The sequence below is a fragment of the Sphaerisporangium sp. NPDC049457 genome (assembly GCF_055586705.1).
Genome location: NZ_JBVJHR010000040.1, coordinates 1 through 15,861, shown reverse-complemented (window position 1 = coordinate 15,861; position 15,861 = coordinate 1). Strand labels below are relative to the sequence as shown.

Annotated in this window: 17 protein-coding genes and 2 pseudogenes; 10 read left to right on the top strand and 9 right to left on the bottom strand. The window is 68.6% G+C overall.

What is annotated here, in order from left to right:
• Positions 1 to 79 precede the first annotated feature (79 nt).
• On the top strand, positions 80 to 943 hold the full coding sequence (locus tag ACZ6QO_RS37575) for an NmrA family NAD(P)-binding protein (protein WP_465858253.1): 864 nt from the start codon (positions 80 to 82) through the stop codon (positions 941 to 943).
• Between the two features lie 611 nt (positions 944 to 1,554).
• Positions 1,555 to 2,082 carry a GNAT family N-acetyltransferase gene (locus ACZ6QO_RS37570; RefSeq protein WP_465858252.1) on the top strand — a complete coding sequence of 176 codons (528 nt, stop codon included), beginning with the start codon at positions 1,555 to 1,557 and terminating at the stop codon, positions 2,080 to 2,082.
• A 573-nt stretch (positions 2,083 to 2,655) separates the two neighbouring features.
• On the opposite strand, the gene ACZ6QO_RS37565 is transcribed toward ACZ6QO_RS37570, so the two are convergent.
• The 3 genes from ACZ6QO_RS37565 to ACZ6QO_RS37555 form a co-directional block, all read right to left on the bottom strand.
• A complete protein-coding gene (locus ACZ6QO_RS37565; protein WP_465858250.1) occupies positions 2,656 to 3,261 on the bottom strand; it encodes a HEAT repeat domain-containing protein in 606 nt (201 codons plus the stop codon).
• A 73-nt stretch (positions 3,262 to 3,334) separates the two neighbouring features.
• Entirely contained in the window at positions 3,335 to 4,546 is a 1,212-nt protein-coding gene (locus ACZ6QO_RS37560) for a sensor histidine kinase (protein ID WP_465858248.1), read from the bottom strand.
• Positions 4,543 to 5,187 (bottom strand): response regulator transcription factor, encoded by a 645-nt coding sequence (locus ACZ6QO_RS37555; RefSeq protein WP_465858246.1) that lies wholly within the window; start codon positions 5,185 to 5,187, stop codon positions 4,543 to 4,545. The genes ACZ6QO_RS37560 and ACZ6QO_RS37555 overlap by 4 nt, the downstream gene beginning before the upstream one ends.
• Positions 5,188 to 5,274: 87 nt before the next feature.
• Here ACZ6QO_RS37555 and ACZ6QO_RS37550 point away from each other — a divergent pair, with 87 nt between their 5' ends.
• Genes ACZ6QO_RS37550 through ACZ6QO_RS37535 form a run of 4 tightly spaced genes read left to right on the top strand, consistent with a single transcriptional unit; the run spans position 5,275 to position 8,691 of the window.
• Entirely contained in the window at positions 5,275 to 5,802 is a 528-nt protein-coding gene (locus ACZ6QO_RS37550; RefSeq protein ID WP_465858244.1) for a hypothetical protein, read from the top strand.
• Positions 5,799 to 6,851: a peptidoglycan-binding protein gene (locus ACZ6QO_RS37545; RefSeq protein ID WP_465858242.1), complete on the top strand. Its 1,053-nt coding sequence runs from the start codon at positions 5,799 to 5,801 to the stop codon at positions 6,849 to 6,851. The genes ACZ6QO_RS37550 and ACZ6QO_RS37545 overlap by 4 nt, the downstream gene beginning before the upstream one ends.
• Positions 6,848 to 7,501, top strand: coding sequence for an ABC transporter ATP-binding protein (locus ACZ6QO_RS37540; protein WP_465858240.1), 654 nt, complete (start codon positions 6,848 to 6,850; stop codon positions 7,499 to 7,501). Before ACZ6QO_RS37545 ends, ACZ6QO_RS37540 begins: the two co-directional genes overlap by 4 nt.
• A complete protein-coding gene (locus ACZ6QO_RS37535) occupies positions 7,498 to 8,691 on the top strand; it encodes an ABC transporter permease (RefSeq protein ID WP_465858239.1) in 1,194 nt (397 codons plus the stop codon). The genes ACZ6QO_RS37540 and ACZ6QO_RS37535 overlap by 4 nt, the downstream gene beginning before the upstream one ends.
• A 198-nt stretch (positions 8,692 to 8,889) precedes the next feature.
• On the opposite strand, the gene ACZ6QO_RS37530 is transcribed toward ACZ6QO_RS37535, so the two are convergent.
• Both ACZ6QO_RS37530 and ACZ6QO_RS37525 read right to left on the bottom strand, forming a co-directional pair.
• Positions 8,890 to 9,024, bottom strand: a complete 135-nt coding sequence (locus tag ACZ6QO_RS37530; protein ID WP_465858237.1) for a hypothetical protein — start codon at positions 9,022 to 9,024, stop codon at positions 8,890 to 8,892.
• Positions 9,025 to 9,108: 84 nt separating this feature from the next.
• Positions 9,109 to 10,290, bottom strand: a complete 1,182-nt coding sequence (locus ACZ6QO_RS37525; protein ID WP_465858235.1) for an NAD(P)/FAD-dependent oxidoreductase — start codon at positions 10,288 to 10,290, stop codon at positions 9,109 to 9,111.
• A 109-nt stretch (positions 10,291 to 10,399) separates the two neighbouring features.
• Here ACZ6QO_RS37525 and ACZ6QO_RS37520 point away from each other — a divergent pair.
• The 3 genes and pseudogenes from ACZ6QO_RS37520 to ACZ6QO_RS37510 all read left to right on the top strand — a co-directional run.
• Positions 10,400 to 11,932 (top strand): annotated as a pseudogene (locus ACZ6QO_RS37520) (ATP-binding protein); the annotation flags it as partial.
• 302 nt (positions 11,933 to 12,234) lie between these two features.
• Positions 12,235 to 12,354: pseudogene (locus tag ACZ6QO_RS37515) on the top strand (hypothetical protein); the annotation flags it as partial.
• A gap of 62 nt (positions 12,355 to 12,416) precedes the next feature.
• The gene (locus ACZ6QO_RS37510) at positions 12,417 to 12,536 is read left to right on the top strand and encodes a VOC family protein (RefSeq protein WP_465858233.1); all 120 of its coding nucleotides are present in this window, start codon (positions 12,417 to 12,419) and stop codon (positions 12,534 to 12,536) included.
• On the opposite strand, the gene ACZ6QO_RS37505 is transcribed toward ACZ6QO_RS37510, so the two are convergent.
• A complete protein-coding gene (locus ACZ6QO_RS37505; RefSeq protein ID WP_465858231.1) occupies positions 12,488 to 13,435 on the bottom strand; it encodes an SDR family NAD(P)-dependent oxidoreductase in 948 nt (315 codons plus the stop codon). The genes ACZ6QO_RS37510 and ACZ6QO_RS37505 overlap by 49 nt on opposite strands.
• A gap of 109 nt (positions 13,436 to 13,544) precedes the next feature.
• On the opposite strand from ACZ6QO_RS37505, the gene ACZ6QO_RS37500 reads away from it, so the two are divergent.
• Positions 13,545 to 14,210 (top strand): TetR/AcrR family transcriptional regulator, encoded by a 666-nt coding sequence (locus ACZ6QO_RS37500; RefSeq protein ID WP_465858229.1) that lies wholly within the window; start codon positions 13,545 to 13,547, stop codon positions 14,208 to 14,210.
• A 167-nt stretch (positions 14,211 to 14,377) separates the two neighbouring features.
• Here the strand turns inward: ACZ6QO_RS37500 and ACZ6QO_RS37495 are convergent, their stop codons facing one another.
• From ACZ6QO_RS37495 to ACZ6QO_RS37485, 3 genes are all read right to left on the bottom strand, one after another.
• Positions 14,378 to 14,896: a type II toxin-antitoxin system RelE family toxin gene (locus ACZ6QO_RS37495; RefSeq protein WP_465858228.1), complete on the bottom strand. Its 519-nt coding sequence runs from the start codon at positions 14,894 to 14,896 to the stop codon at positions 14,378 to 14,380.
• A 2-nt stretch (positions 14,897 to 14,898) separates the two neighbouring features.
• On the bottom strand, positions 14,899 to 15,165 hold the full coding sequence (locus ACZ6QO_RS37490; RefSeq protein WP_465858226.1) for a prevent-host-death family protein: 267 nt from the start codon (positions 15,163 to 15,165) through the stop codon (positions 14,899 to 14,901).
• Positions 15,166 to 15,335: 170 nt separating this feature from the next.
• The gene (locus tag ACZ6QO_RS37485; RefSeq protein WP_465858224.1) at positions 15,336 to 15,701 is read right to left on the bottom strand and encodes an FAD-dependent monooxygenase; all 366 of its coding nucleotides are present in this window, start codon (positions 15,699 to 15,701) and stop codon (positions 15,336 to 15,338) included.
• Between the last annotated feature and the right edge of the window lie 160 nt (positions 15,702 to 15,861).

The window sequence follows — 15,861 nt, the reverse complement described above, 5'->3', positions numbered from 1 at the left end:
TGATAACGCCCCCTTGCTATCACCGTTGCTAACGATGGTAACGTCATAGGCGTTCCATTGTTAGCAGAAGGAGGAGAACATGATCATCGTTACCGGCGGCACCGGCCGGCTCGGCTCTCAGATCGTCGATCGGCTGCTCGATCGGGTCTCGGCGGACCGGGTCGGCGTGAGCGTCCGCGACACCGTCCGCGCCGGCGACCTGACCGCACGCGGGGTCCGCGTGCGGCGCGGCGACTTCACCGACCCCGACTCCCTCGCCGATGCGTTCGAGGGCGCGACACAAGTGCTCATCGTCTCGATAGACCAGACAGGCGAGGCGGCGGTCGCCCGGCACGTCGCGGCGATCGAAGCCGCTCGCAATGCCGGAGCCAAGCGCATCCTGTACACCAGCCACCAGGGCGCCGCCGAGGATTCGCTCTTCGCGCCGATGCTCGACCACGCCACCACCGAGCGTTACCTGTCGAAGACGGGTACACCGTTCACGGTGCTGCGCAACGGGTTCTACGCCGGCACGCTCCGGCATCTTCTCGGCCGTGCGCTCGAGACCGGCGAACTCGTCGCGCCGGCCGATGGGCCCGTATCCTGGACCTCACACGCCGACCTCGCCGAGGCGGCGGCGATCGTCCTCGCCGACGAGGGCCGGTTCGATGGCCCGACTCCGCCACTTACCGCACCGGACGCGCTCGACCTCGCAGACATCGCCGGCATCGTCACCGAACTCACCGGACGCACCATCCGCCGCGTCGTCGCCGACGACGCGGCCTGGACGGCCACAATGATCGGCCAGGGTGTGCCCGCGGATCAGACGAACCTACTGCTCGGCATGTTCCGAGCAGCACGCCGCGGGGAGTTCTCCACCACCGGACCCGAGCTCGAGAATCTCCTCCAGCACGCGGCTACACCGGTCCGTGCCATGTTGGAGGAGCTCACCACCCAGCCGTGACCGTCCTCCATGAAAACCATCCGGCTCAACGGGCAGCACCCGCAGGAAGGGAACGGCTCATGTCGATGAGGTCAGGCCTCGCCGGTCGTCAGGCCGATGGAGCGGCCCGCGCCGGTGCCGCCGATCGCGCGGTGACCTTCAGAGCCTGGACACGGCCGCGGGCGGCAGCGGGTTCCAGAACCACAGGTCACCCGATCGGTGGTGAAAGACGCGACCGCGCACTCGCAGGACCGGCCCCCAGGCCGGGGTATCCGGGAGTACGGGACGTACGGCGGATCTCACGTCCTTCTGGCCGGCGCCGCGGATTCCACGGCTGGGCCGACCCACCTGGCCTTCTCTCACGTTGAGGTCAGGTCGAGGTGAGCGGGGCCGGCCGCCGGCTGAGCCGGAGGACGGCCTCGGCGTAGCCGCTCCGCCAGATCCACCGTGTAGGCGAGGTTGGCGAGCTTCGCTCGGCCATACCAGTGAAAGCCGTAGTAGCGGCCCGGCTGCGGGGTATCGAGAACACGAGAGCGTGATCGGCTCGGTCCTCCGGCGGGCGTAGGTGGCGGCGCGGGCATCCTCGCATAGGCTGGCCGCCCCATCCGATGCGCCGCGACGAGGATCGGCCCATGCGCAGCAGCACCAGGATCCGCCTGATCGAGCCCACCGACGCCGCCCCGATAGCCGCGCATCGAGTGCGGGACTTCGAGGCTTTCCGGCCGTGGGAACCCGCCCAGCCGGCCGACTTCTTCACTCCAGAGGGCCAGGCGGAGCGGATTGACAGCCTGCTGGCCGGATACCGGTCCGGCACAGTCTGGCCGGGCGTGGTGCTCGCCGGCGATCAGGTGGTCGGGCAGGTCACCGTCGGAGGCATTCTGCCGCAGCCGCACCTGCGCCGCGGCTCCGTCGGATACTGGATCGCCAGCGTCGCCCAGAATCAAGGGCACGCCGGACACGCTGTCGGGCTTGTACTCCGGGTAATGACGGACGAACTCGGGTTGCACCGCGCCGAGGCGTCCACCAATCTGGAGAATCTGCCGTCGCAGCGAGTGCTGCGCCGCAATGGGTTCAGCCCGTACGGCGTCGCGCACTCCTCGATCTTTCTCGACGGAAGCTGGAGGGACGGGCTGCTGTGGGAGCGGATCCTCGGCGACTGATCCAGACGACGATGCCCCAGCGGCCGGCTGCCACGCCGGCGGAGCGGCAGATAAGTTATTTTCGATCTTGACCGGTTCTTGGCGGATCGAGTGGTCGTGGCTTGAGGTCAGGTGGCTGCCGCTGTCTGTCGCTGGCACGGCGTCTCCCCTGAGGTCGGGGCCGGCGCGCAGGGTCCGGCATGACTCGGACGGTTGCTTCATTAATGGTGGCCGCCGATAGAACGCGTGTTCAACGGTATGTTGATCCACACTGTCCCACTCGTAGCCCGCTGCGCGGCCCGCCGGGCGCGCCGGTCGGCAGCCGTGCCCGGCTGCGGATTTTCGGCCGGTCCGGGCACGCACCGCCCCGCGCGCCCGAGAGTCCGGCAGAAGTCCCCAGTTAAGACCGCGATGATGTCTGATCAGCGCATTCGCGCAGGAGTATGGCGCCTGCGTGTCCGATGAGTTCTTCGCTGTCCCCTTGGACGGACAAGCGGCGGTGCCATGCCATACCTTCGCCCGGAAGGGGTGCGTCCGTTCTGTGCGATGTTCAGATCTCAGCAGTCAGATCATCGCAGGCCGGGGGCACCTTCTTTACTTATCGATCTTCAGGGTGAAATACCGGCTGAATGGCCGAGGTCGGCCGCGCAACATCTTCATCGCATCGACCAGCATGTCCAGCCGATCGGTGCCTGGATGCTCCCCGGGTGCGGCCTGCTCGCTCCATCGGGTGTCCCACAGCCAGACCAGGGCGTCGTAGAGATCGCTTCGGATATCCTCTGGGACCTTGATTCGCCACTTGATAGTCGAGCTGAGCCGTACAAAACTCGGGTCGACATCAGGCGAGGTCAGCTCGGATTTCAGTCGCTCCAACAGACTCCTCGAATCCGATCCAGTCGAGGACATCAGCACCTCGAGGGCATGGCACCGGACGGCCGGCACCTTGTCATCGAGATGCTGGGCGAGCGCCTCGTTGATCGTCTTGCTGTATGACACGTCGTATTCGCTGGATAAGATCGCCAATTGCTGCGCCGCCTGTGCACGAACTCTTGGCTTAGGATCCTCATGGAGAAGCGGGACGATGGCGGTTATGGTGCGCAGTGCCGTCTCCGGGTCGTCATCGCGATGTCCAAGGACTGCTATCGCACTCTGTCGGACCCCTGCGTCGCGGTGGCTGAGTAGTCCGAGGGCCAGCTCCACCGGCGCCGCCGCCTGTCATCGCATACGGACCGAGCGCGGCCCGCGTGGATGTGACGAGATCTGGGTCGCCCAATCAATGGGCGCGATCTGACGACTGCTCGCGCGGTGCAGGCCCGGCCGCTGGAACCGTCAGAGTGACGCGCAGGCCGCCATCCGGGCGGGGAGCGGCGGTGATCGCACCGTCGTGCACGGCGGCGATCGACGAGACGATCGCCAGTCCCAGCCCGAACCCGTCCGACGTGGTGCGATCGTGCAGGCGCTGGAACGGCTCGAACAGGGCGTCGACGCGATCCGCGGGAACGTCCGGTCCTGTGTTGGTCACCGAAAGCGTGACCCGCTCGTCCATCGCGGAGGTGGTGAGCCAGATGTCGCCGCCGGGCACGTTGTAGCGGATCGCGTTGTCGACCAGGTTGGCGACGAGCCGTTCCAGCAGCACGGGGTCACCCCACGTCACCACCGGCTCCAGCGTCGCGTGCAGGTTCCGGTCGCCGAGCCGGATGTCGTCGAGGACGTCCTCGGCCACGGTGGCCAGGTCGACCTTCTCCCGGACGCTCAGCCCGCGCTCGTTCCGCGCCAGGGTGAGCAGGGCCCCCACGACCGCCTCGGCCTGGTCGACGGCGACCCGGACGTCCCGGCCCATGCTCAGCAGCTCCGCCTCCGTGGGTGCCCGCTTGCCGAGGACGACGTCGACGGTGGCGCGCATGACGGTCAGTGGCGTGCGCAGCTCGTGGCTGGCGTTGGCGATGAACCGCCGCTGGCTCTCGAACGCGGCCTGCAGGCGGTCGAGCATGTCGTCGAAGGTGTCGGCCAGCTCGTGCAGCTCGTCGCGCGGGCCGGTCAGCGACACCCGCGCCGACAGGTTGTGCTCGGACGCGGTGCGCGCCGCCGCGGTGATGCGGTGGACCGGGCGCAGCACCCGCCCGGCGACGATCCACCCGGCAAGCGCGGCGAGGAGGACGACCACCACGAGGGTGATCAGCGAGTACCGCAGCAGGTGTGACAGGGTCGCCTCGCGCTGGCCCGCCGCGCCGGCCACGACGCCTTCCAGGTAGGCCAGGTCGCACTTGGCCTGAAGCCCGGGGTCGGCGTCCACGCGGAGGGCCTGCCTGCAGTATGTAAGGAACTGCTCGGCATTGTCCGCCGGGCGCGTCCCCGTGCCTTGGATCTCGGGAAGCCCGGCCACGAGGAAGTAGGTGATGGCGACAACGATCGCCCCGCACGCCGCGAACAGGCCGGTGTAGAGCAGCGTGAGGCGGACCCGGATGGTGAGGCGCGGCCGGGTCACAGCCGGTAACCCCGTCCGACGACGGTCTCGATCACCGGCGGCGGACCGAGTTTGCGGCGTAACCGGGTCATCGTGACCGAGACAATGTTGCTGAACGGGTCGGTGTTGGCGTCCCAGACGTGCTCCAGCAGCTCCTCGGTGCTGACCACGCCGCCGTCGGCGGCCATGAGCATCTCCAAGATCCCGAACTCCTTACGGGTGAGCGACAACGCGCGGGTGCCACGGCTGGCCCGGTGGCGGGCCCGGTCCACGACCAGGTCGCCGCGGCGGACGATCGGCGGCGCGGACGGCGCGCGGCGGCCGAGCGCGCGCACCCGGGCGACCAACTCGTGAAACGCGAACGGCTTGCCCAGGTAGTCATCGGCGCCCAGCTCCAGCCCGTCGACCCGATCGTCGACCCCGGCCGCCGCGGTGAGCATCAGGATGCAGGCCCTGCCACCGGCCAGCGATCGGCACACCTGGTCGCCGTGGACCCCGGGCAGGTCCCGGTCGAGCACGATCACGTCGTACGCCGTGGCGGCCGCCTCGACCATGGCGGCCGCTCCGTCGGTGACCACGTCGACCGCCATCCCGGCGTCTCGGAGCCCTTCGGCGATCCGATGGGCCAGCGTGACGTGATCCTCTACCACCAGGACTCGCATGAGGTCATTCTGCGTCGCCGGGGATGACATCGGTCCGACATCGGACGTAGCGGTGCTGTCACCAGCCGCGGCGTAGACCTCGACAGCATGAGACCAATTCTCGTGATCCCCGTCCTGCTGTGCGGGCTGGCGGTCGCCGCCTGCACCAAGACCCCCGAGGGCACCGGTATCGCCTCGGCGACCAGCGGCACCGCAAGCGCGCGCCCGTCCGCATCCCCGGCCGGCGATCCGGCCGCCTACGTGAGGTGCATGCGGGAGCACGGCCAGACCATGCCGGATCTCGGCCCGAACGAACCTCTCAGGCTCATCCCGCCGAGCGGCGAGCAAGCACGCGCGTGGCGAACCGCCCACCAGGCGTGCGGGCGCTTCCTCCCGGAGGGGATGCGGGAGAACGGCCCCCCGCCAGAGGAACTGGAGCAGCTCCGGGCCTTCGCCGTGTGCATGCGCGCCCACGACGTCGAGATGACCGATCCCGACCCAGCCGACGGAAACATGGTGATCAAGGGCCGATTCGCGAACGTCACCCGGGCCCAGCTCGACAGCGACCCGGTCTACAAGGCGGCCATCGAGGCCTGCAAGGACAAGCTGCCCCAGGAACAGAAGGAGGGGAAGTGAACCGGCCGACCCGGACGGCGCTGGTGGGCGGGTCGGCTCTGCTGGCGGTCGTGTTGGTGACGGCCGCCGCGATCGGCTTCGGCGGAAAGAGCCCGTCCACCTCGTCGAGCACCACCAGGGCACTACCCGCCACCGCTCCGGTCACCCGGACCACCTTGACCCGGAGCCAGCAGGTGAACGGGGTGCTGGGCTACGGGGCGTCGGTGACCGTCGCCGGACGCGGCTCCGGCACCCTCACCTGGCTACCGCGCCTCGGCGCCACGATCAAACGCGGCCGGTCGGTCTACCGGGCGGACGACGACCCGGTGCCGCTGTTCTACGGCAGGCTCCCGCTCTACCGGCAGCTGCGCATCGGGGACGCCGGCAGGGACGTCGAGGAGGTGGAGCATAACCTGGCCGCCCTCGGCTACCCGGGTCTGACCGTGGACCGCCGGTACACCTGGGCCACGGCGGTCGCCGTACGCCGGTGGCAGAAGGATCTCGGGCTTACCCAGACAGGTGTCTTCGACCCGGCGTCCGTGGTGATCGCGCCCGGCGCGATACGGGTGGCGTCACTCACCGGGCGGCTCGGCACCCCCGGAAGCGGGCCGATCCTCGCCTACACCCGCACCAGGAAGGTGGTCAGCATCGCCCTGGACGTGGCGCTGCAAACCCTCGTCAGGCGGGGGCTGCCCGCGACGGTCGAACTCCCGGACGGCAAGACCGCCAAGGGCAGGATCGCCGAGGTGGGCACCGCGGCCACCCCCGGGCCGGACGAGCAGCACCCCGCGACGATCGACGTGACCGTGACCCTCCGGGACCAGTCGAAGATCGGCCGGCTGGACCGGGCCCCGGTCGTCGTCAGCCTGGTGTCGGACAGCGTGCGCGACGTGCTCACGGTCCCCGTCGCGGCGCTGGCCGTGCTCGCCGAGGGCGGTTACGGCCTGCAGGTGGTGACCGGCTCCACCAGCCGGTACGTGCCCGTGCGTCTGGGCATGTTCGGCGACGGCCGGGTGGAGGTCAGCGGTGACGGCATCACCGAGGGCACCCGCGTGGGGGTGCCCGAATGATCGTCCTCAGCGGAGTGGGCAAGACCTACCCGGGCGGCTTCCAGGCGCTGCGCGACGTCTCGCTGACGATCGACGCCGGCGAGCTGGTCGGCGTCGTCGGCCCATCCGGATCGGGCAAGTCGACGATGCTCCATCTCATCGGGGCGCTGGACCTGCCGACCAACGGGACGGTGACGATCGCCGGAACCGACGTGTCCCGGCTGCCGGACCGGAGGCTCTCGGCGCTGCGGGGGTGCACCGTCGGCTTCGTGTTCCAGCAGTTCCACCTCGCGGCGGGCGTGCCGGCGGTGGACAACGTGGCCGACGGCCTGCTCTACGCCGGCGTCCGGCTGCGCGAGCGACGCCGCCGGGCGACCGCCACCCTGGAGCGGCTGGGACTGGGCGACCGGCTGGACCACCGCCCGCACGAGCTCTCCGGCGGGGAGAAGCAACGGGTGGCCATCGCCCGCGCGGTGGTGGGCGATCCGCCCGTGCTGCTCGCCGACGAGCCGACCGGCAACCTCGACTCCGCCTCGGGCGCGGAGGTGATGCGGCTGCTGCGGGACCTTCACTCCACCGGCACCACCGTCGTGGTGATCACCCATGACCGGGACCTCGCCGCAGGGCTGCACCGCCTGGTGCACGTACGCGACGGGCAGGTGGTCGCATGACCGCGCCGTCGCATCTTTCGCTCGCGGACGCCTTCCGGGTCGGCGCCGCCGGTCTGCGCGCCCGGCCACTGCGGGTGTTCCTGTCCGCGCTCGGCATCGCGCTCGGCATCGCCGCGATGGTGTGCGTGGTCGGCATCGCGAGCTCCAGCCGGGAGAGCCTCAACCGGCAGCTCGCCGCACTCGGCACGAACCTGCTGCGGGTGTCCCCCGGGCACACCCTCCACGGCGACCAGTCGCACCTGCCTGAGGAGTCGGTGGCGATGATAGGCCGGATCGGCCCGGTGCTCTCGGTGACGGCCACGGGGACGCTGACCAGCGCCAACGTGTACCGGAGTGACCGTGTCCCGCCGGGCGAGACGGGCAACCTGACGGTGATGGCCGCTCGGACCGACCTGCTCGGCACAGTGGGTGCGAGCGTGGCCAACGGGACGTGGCTCAACGCGGCCACCGTGCGGTACCCCGCCGTGGTGCTCGGGGCCTCGGCGGCCAAGCGGCTCGGCGTCGTCAGGGCCACCCCGGACGTGAAGGTGTGGCTGGGCGGCCAGTGGTTCACCGTCGTCGGCGTCCTGCGCCCGGTCGTCCTCGCGCCGGAACTGGACTTCGCCGCCCTGGTCGGCTGGCATGCGGCGAAGTCCACCCTGCGCTTCGACGGGTATCCGACCACCGTCTACTCCCGTACGCGGGACGACGCCGTACTGGCGGTGAAGGCTGTCCTGGGAGCCACCGCCAACCCGGAGAACCCGAACGAGGTGGACGTGTCGCGGCCGTCGGACGCGCTCGCGGCCAAGCAGGCCACGGACACGGCCTTGACCGGGCTGCTGCTCGGCCTCGGCGCGGTGGCCTTGCTGGTCGGCGGCGTGGGCGTAGCGAACACGATGGTCATCTCGGTGCTCGAACGGCGCGCGGAGATCGGCCTGCGCCGGTCGCTGGGCGCCACCCGGGGACATATCAGGATCCAGTTCCTCGCCGAATCCCTGCTGCTGTCGGCGCTCGGCGGCGTCGGCGGCGCACTGCTGGGGATCGCCGTGACGGGGGCGTACGCGACGTACCAGAACTGGCCCGCGGTGGTGCCCGCGTGGGCCGGCGTCGGCGGCGTGGTCGCCACGCTGGTGATCGGCGGTTTCGCCGGCATCTACCCGGCCTGGCGCGCCGCCCACCTCTCCCCCACCGAGGCCCTTGCCGCCCCGTGACCCTCCGTCAGGGCCAACACAAAGCGCCCCGGAGCGATCAAGCTTCGGGGCGTTTGGGCTGTTCAGAGGATGTGGTCAGGGGCAGGGCCGAACTGCCGACCTTCCCCTTTTCAACCCTGTAGTGAAAGTTCTCGCGGTCGCAATCGTAAGTTCTTCAGGGATTAACGGTTCGACTGCCGATATGCCACTGGTATGCGATCAGGCATTGGTGATGTGAAGGTCGCAGGTGTCCTCGGTGGTGCCGTCGAACCAGACCTGATCTTCGTACTCACCAGTGCCGGTCACGTAGATGGCTGTGCCCAGTGGGGCGGATCCGCCGTAGCGCAGCCGCATCAGCGACAGGGGACGCCCGAGCAGTTCGCTCGTATGCAGCGGGCGGGCGAACGGGCAACCACGCTCGCCCGGCGACGCTCTTCGTCATGACCGGGTGAGGGGTCGGGTCTCCACTGCGCCGGTGACCGCGAGGTGGCGGCGGCGGCTCGGCATCATCATGGTCGGGTGGGAGATGCTCCAGGCCGCGCCAGCGCAGATCATCTCCTTGATGCGGGCGGCGGTCCGGCCCGTGAAGACGGTGGACGTGACCTGATCGTCGGGGGTCACGCGCTGGATGATTCCATCGCGGCGTCCGAGGCTGATGCACTGCCCGGAGTAGCCGATCGTGGTCTCGGGAACCTTGCGACCGGTCAAGCGCGCGGCGATGACATCGGCTGCCAGCCACGCCATCAGGTTGCCCGAGGCGCAGGACATCCGCAGCGGCTTGCCACCCGCTCCTTCGGCGAGCGCGGCGTCACCGACGGCGTACACATCGGGGTGCGAGACCGATCGCATGCCGGCGTCGACGACGATCCGGCCTGTGGCGGACACTTCAAGGGTGGTGGCGGCCGCGATCGGGTGCACGGTGAAACCCGCGGTCCACACGGTCACCTGGGCCCGGATCTCCGTGCCCGCAGCGGTGACCACGCCGTCCGCTTCGACGCGCGCGACGTCGGCGTGCTCGTGGGCCGTGATGCCGAGCCGGTCCAAGGCGCCGCGCAAGTGGCGCTGGGCCTTGTCGCTGAGCCACCCGCCGACGCGGCCGCCGGCGGCGATGGCGACCTGAAGGTCCGGATGGGCTTCGGCGATCTCGGTGGCCGCCTCGATGCCGGTCAGGCCGCCGCCCACGATCAGCACGGTCCCCCCGGGCTCCATCTCGCTCAGGCGCGCCCGCAGCCGGAGAGCGGCCTGCTTCCCGGCCACGTTGTAGGCGTGCTCGGCGACACCGGGGACGCCGTGATCTGCTGCGGCGCTCCCGAGGGCGTACACGAGGGTGTCGTAGCCAAGGGTCTCAGCGCCGAGATCGACGGTCTTGCCTTCCACATCGACAGCGGTGACCCGCGCGGTCCTGACCTGTACGCCGGTGCCCGCGTAGAGGTCGCCCAGCGGGCGGGGCCGCAGATCCTGCCCGCTCGCGAGCTGGTGCATGCGCACCCGTTCGACGAACTCCGAGTCGCCGTTGACCAGGGTGATCTCGATGTCGTCGCGGTGCAGCCGCTTGGCGAGACGACCGGCGGTGTTGGCTCCGGCGTACCCGGCTCCCAGGACGACGATGCGGTGCTTCATGGCTCGCTCCTATCTGGTTGCTTTCACCTCCTGAACCGGACAGGCGCGCGATCCCTGACAGCGAACGAGTGTGATCTGACATGACGATGGTGTACATGTCCCTTCTGGGATGGGCCAACGTCAACGGGGAGGTTGGTTGAGCCCAGCAACGGGCCATACGTTCGATGGGCGGCCGAAGTCGTCAAGCTCAGCTGCTGAGGCAGGCGAAGACGCTCGGGCAACCGCAGAACTGAGTGACAATCGCCGCGCACACCAATGGACGTCAGCGGATCTTCTCGAAGGCAGATGCCCTGCTTGGGGAGCTAAACGGGAGGCTGTGATTGCCTGTTCCCTCGTAATGAAGGGGTGCAAGCAACCGGCTCTTGGCAGCAAAACGGCTCACGCTCACAGGGCCGGCGCGAGCCGTACAGCAGGCCGCACGCCTGGGTATGGCCCCACAAGAAGCGGCAGAACTGCTATGAGATGTTCGGCAGATCAGCCATGGACCCTCCGGCAGATCTGCCACAAGGAGTGCGGCAAATCTGCCACACGTAGAGATGTACCGGCCTATCCTGGGCCGATGGACACCGATGAGCTGACGGTCTTCCCACGGCGTGCGGAAGCCATGGCTGTGGAGGCACTGGCCGACACCCGCGTCGCAGTGATCAATGGTGCCAGGCAGGTCGGCAAGAGCACCCTGGCCCAGGCGATCGCGCAAAGGACTCCGGGGTCACAGGAGATTTATCTGGATCAGACGGCGGTACGCGCTGCGGCACGACAGGATCCCGATGGGATCGTCCACCATGACGGTCTCATGCTCATCGACGAGGTCCAGCGCGTACCCGACCTCCTGCTCGCCATCAAACGCGAAGTGGACGCTGACCCTCGCCCTGGACGCTTCCTGCTCACAGGCTCGGCTCGACTACTCGGTCTACGAGATCTTCCCGACGCACTTCCCGGTCGATCCGAGACAATCGAACTCTGGCCGCTCTCCCAGGGGGAGATCCAGCGAAGCGCCGACGGATTCGTGGATGCGACGTTCCAGAAGGGGCCTGACCTCAAAATTCCGAGATCCCGGCTCCGCAGAACTGACTACCTTGACCGCGCGTTGAGGGGCGGCTACCCGGAAGCGGTCCACCGTCCTACGCATCGGAGAAGGGCACGGTTCTTCGAGTCTTACATCTCCGATCTGATCAACCGGGACGTGAGACAGATCTCCGATATCGAGCGGCCGGCGGACATGCGGCGCCTGCTGAACGTCCTCTGCGGACGTATGGGCGGCCTGACGGTGATCGACAACATCAGCCGTGACCTTGGGCTTCCGCGCAACACCGTGAAACGGTACGTCGACCTGCTCGACCTGGTTTATGTCATCAAGCGGATACCGGCGTGGTCGTCCAACGCCACAACACGGGCGGTTGCGACCCCCAAGCTACTGATCGTGGATTCCGGGCTGGGGGCACACCTGGCAGGCCTCACCCCAGCCCGGACTACCGACATAACCGCCCCAGTGGGGCCTCTTCTGGAGAACTTCGCCCTCGGCGAGTTGGCTCGCCAACTGACATGGGCGGAGGAGCCCGTACGCCTCTACCACTATCGTGACCGAGACAATGTCGAGGTCGACGGCATCCTGGAACGAGCGTCTGGCGAGGTCGTTGGCATCGAGGTCAAGGCGGCGGAGACCGTACGCGCAGACGACTTTAAGGGACTCCAGCACTTGGCCCGCAAACTCGGTGACCGCCTGATCGCGGGCTTCGTCCTCTATGCGGGTCAGGAAACGCTCCCATTCGGCAACCGAATGCGGGCCCTGCCACTGTCCGCGCTGTGGGAAGCGGCCCTCAGCCCCTGACCGTCGGGGATCACTCCGAAGGGTCACCTGCGTTGACACCGGTGCCGCCGATGCCGCAATACCCATTTGGCACCTTAAATAGGTACTGCTGGTGGTAGCGGTTCTCCGGGCAATAATTGCGGCCGAGCTCGGTTGAGAGGTCCTGGCGGACGTCTCTGGAGGACCCCGGGGGCGTACGTCCTCGGATCTTCTTCCAGCAGGCCCCCGAGGGCAAGACCGCCAAGAACCGCCTGCACCTGGACGTACGCGCCGCACCCGGCCTGCATGGCGACGAGCGGATGGCCGCCCTCGAAGCGGAGTGCGAGCGCCTCGTCGGTTCGGCGCCACCCGCTTGGGCCGCGACGAGCCGGCGCCTCCTGCCGGCGCGGGCTACATCGTGATGGCCGATCCGGAGGGAAACGAGTTCTGCTTGGACTGAATGACGGGGAACTTCACCCCGGTGAGGTCTTCGGAGACGGCCCACAGCCGCTGCTGGACGGCCACCTCGTACGACTCCGGGCTGGAGGTGACCAGCCGGGGGTGGCCCATGACCTCGAAGCGTCCGCCGGGACCGTAGTACTGGCCGCCGAGCACCGCGGGGTCGGTGGCGGCGCGCAGGGTCGGCAACGCGCCCATCGCCGACGTCTGGGTGACCAGCGGCGCGAGCCAAGTGAGCGGAAGCCGGAGGGCCACGGGGGTGTTGCGGGCGAGCTCGGTGTTGGACATGCCGGGGTGGGCGGCCACCGCGACGGTGGTGCCGTGCGCGGCGAGCCGGCGCTGCAGCTCGTACGTGAACATCAGGTTGGCCAGCTTGGACTGGCCATAGGCGGCGGCCCGGCTATACGACCGCTCCCACTCCAGGTCGTCGAAATGGATCGCGGCCCGGATGCGGTGGCCGATGCTGCTGACCGTCACCACGCGCGAGCCGGGCACCGGCAGCATCAGGTCCAGCAGCAGCCCGGTGAGCGCGAAATGGCCGAGGTGATTGGTGCCGAACTGCAGCTCGAAGCCGTCCCGGGTGGTCTGCTTCGGCGTGTACATCACGCCGGCGTTGTTGATCAGCAGGTCGATCCGGCCGAGCCGGGACCGCAGCCCCGCCGCCGCGGCCCGGACGGAGTCGAGCGAGGTCAGGTCCAGCGCCTGCACGGTCACGTCGCCGGTCATGCGGGCCGCGGCCCGCTCGCCCTTCTCGACGTCGCGCACGGCGAGCATCACAGACGCCCCGCGCTGGGCGAGCGCCTTGGCGGTCTCGTACCCCAGGCCGGTGTTGGCCCCGGTCACCACGGCCACCCGCCCGCGCTGGTCAGGGATGTTCGCCGTCGTCCACTTCTCGCCCATGTCAGGCTCCCAACTCGCTAACGTACCGAAGGTATCTTGTGACCACGACGTTAAGGTACTCCCGGTACGTTGTCAACGTACCGCAGGTACTTAAGTTAGGCTGGCGTTCGTGACTTTCCAGCGGGCGCGCACCGAAGAGCAGCGGGAGATCCGCCGACGGGCGATCCTCGACATGGCGTCGGCGATGCTCGACGAGATGCCCGTGGCCGCGGTCACCCTGAACGAGCTCAGCCGCCGGGTAGGCCTGGCCAAGCCGAACGTGCTGCGCTACTTCGAATCTCGCGAGGCGGTGCTGCTAGAACTGCTGGACCACTTCTTGCAGGAGTGGCTGACGGACCTGGCGGGCGAGTTGGCCGCCGGGATCGACGAGAATCTCCCCATGGCCGAGCGGGCGACAGCGGTGGCCGAGATCGTCAGCCGCTCGCTCTCCGGCCGGGTGGTGCTGTGCGACCTCTTCGGCGCGCAGGGCGGCGTCCTGGAACACAACGTCTCCGTCGAGGTCGTAGCACGCTACAAGCGCGCATCCCTGGACCGCCTGACGACCATGACCGCCCTGATCCAGAACCACCTGCCGGAGCTGGGCGAGAACGCGACACTGTTCAGCCTGCAGACCATGGTCATGGCCGGCGCGCTGTCGGCGTACAGCACACCCCCACCCAGCCTGCAGGCGGCCTACAAGGCCGAACCCGAGCTGGCCCGCTTCCACATGGAGCTGAAAGACGCCCTGAAGGTGGCCCTGACCGCAATCCTCCTGGGCGTGCTACCCCGCCACTGACCTGCCTTGCACTGGACAGGCCCTGGAGCATCGATCCCCGGTCGGGACCAGGTCCGTCGGGCAGGCGGCCCACCCAGATGGGTCACCTAGCTTGATGTTGGTGCCGCCGATGCCGCAGTAGCCCGGCACCGAACAGCACGCTTGTCAGCCATGGACGCCGACGAGAGCTAGCGGGACTTGGGGCGGAACTCCGCCCAAAGATCGACGGCTTCTTCCAGGTCGAGTGCCGCCACATCTTCCCGTGCCATGCCGACTGTGTAGATCAATCGATTGGCGAACCAGTCGGGTACCGGCTCGCGCATCGGCATCTCATCGATGCGGAGGTGATCGGTGAAAGCGCCCAGACGGTCGATGACTTCGCCAAGGCGGACAACGTCGGGCCGTGAACCTCCGGCCGCACGGACTCGCGCCTGGGCTTCGGCGTAGACCTCGGCGTCAGCCCTCTCTCCGACTGCCCAGATTTCCCAGATCTCAACCGTCTTGTCGTCGGTGATCCGGTAGACGATCCTCCATGTGTTCCGCCCGACGACAAGCTTGCGGAACCCGGTCAGCTCACCGCCCAGCGGGTAGCCCGCTTCCGAGTTCTCCAGCAGAAGGAGGATCTTCTTGAGGACCTTGGGTACGGCATCCGGCCCGATTCTGCGGAGATCGTCGATGGCCGGGTCGGTGAATACGACGTCGGACACTGCTACTCGTCGTCATCCGGGAGCGCGGCCAGCGACTCACGGGTATGCCCGAAGGCGGATAGGACCTTGTCCATCGACGTCCGCCGCCCCGTGTCTGTAGCGGACCTGACGAGAACCAAGGCCAGATCCCGCAGATCTGCTGCGGCTTCTTCCAACTCGTTGAGACGTCGCATGCTCACGACGGCAGCGATCGGTTGGCGCCGGCGGGTCACCACCAGATCCGCACCCTGCTCCGCGGCAAACCCTAAGGATTTCCCATCCCGCTGCATGAAGGAAGCGAAGGTTCGAGGTGCGACGGTGGAGCCGTGCCTTGAGGTTGGGGCGGGAGCCCCAATAAGAACAGTCCGAGCGGAGCGAAGGCCATTTCCGGGAGGGACAAGCACCATACGCCTCGGGCCGCATCCCTGCAGGGAGAAGGCCCGTAGGCCGGATCGGAGGGTCAGGCTTCGCCGGCGGTCAGGCCGGGAGAGCTAGGGCCGGCGGCAGGTCGCGCAGGCAAGCGGGCAAGCGGGATGGCGTCCTCTATGGCCATTGCGTCGCCCTGCCCTGAACTGGGGGAGGTGACATGGGCAGCGTCGCCGATCAGTACGGCCCAGCCCCGGTGCCAGGTCCTGGGAGCCTTCATCTGATGGGCAACGAACCAGTCGTAGCCGGGCGGCGTGCCCTGGACGATCCGGGCGGCGGGCGAGGCGTCGACCACGAGGAGCTCATGCGGCCGGTGCCGCCACTGTTCAACAGGGGTCGCCGCGAGCTCGGCGGGCGCGGGCTCCCTGGTGGCGGGGACGTTGACGAGGGGCAGGCGCACCTGCCGGCAGATCCTGGGGCTCCGCCCGGAGCCGCGTATGCTGCGCGAACCGTCGCGCGTATGAAGCTCAGGCGTCGGGCTGGCGGCTTGCCGCGCTGAGCAGCAGGTCACCGAGTTCGGTCCGCGAGTAGAGCACCTGCCGGCCCACCCGCCGCGAGGT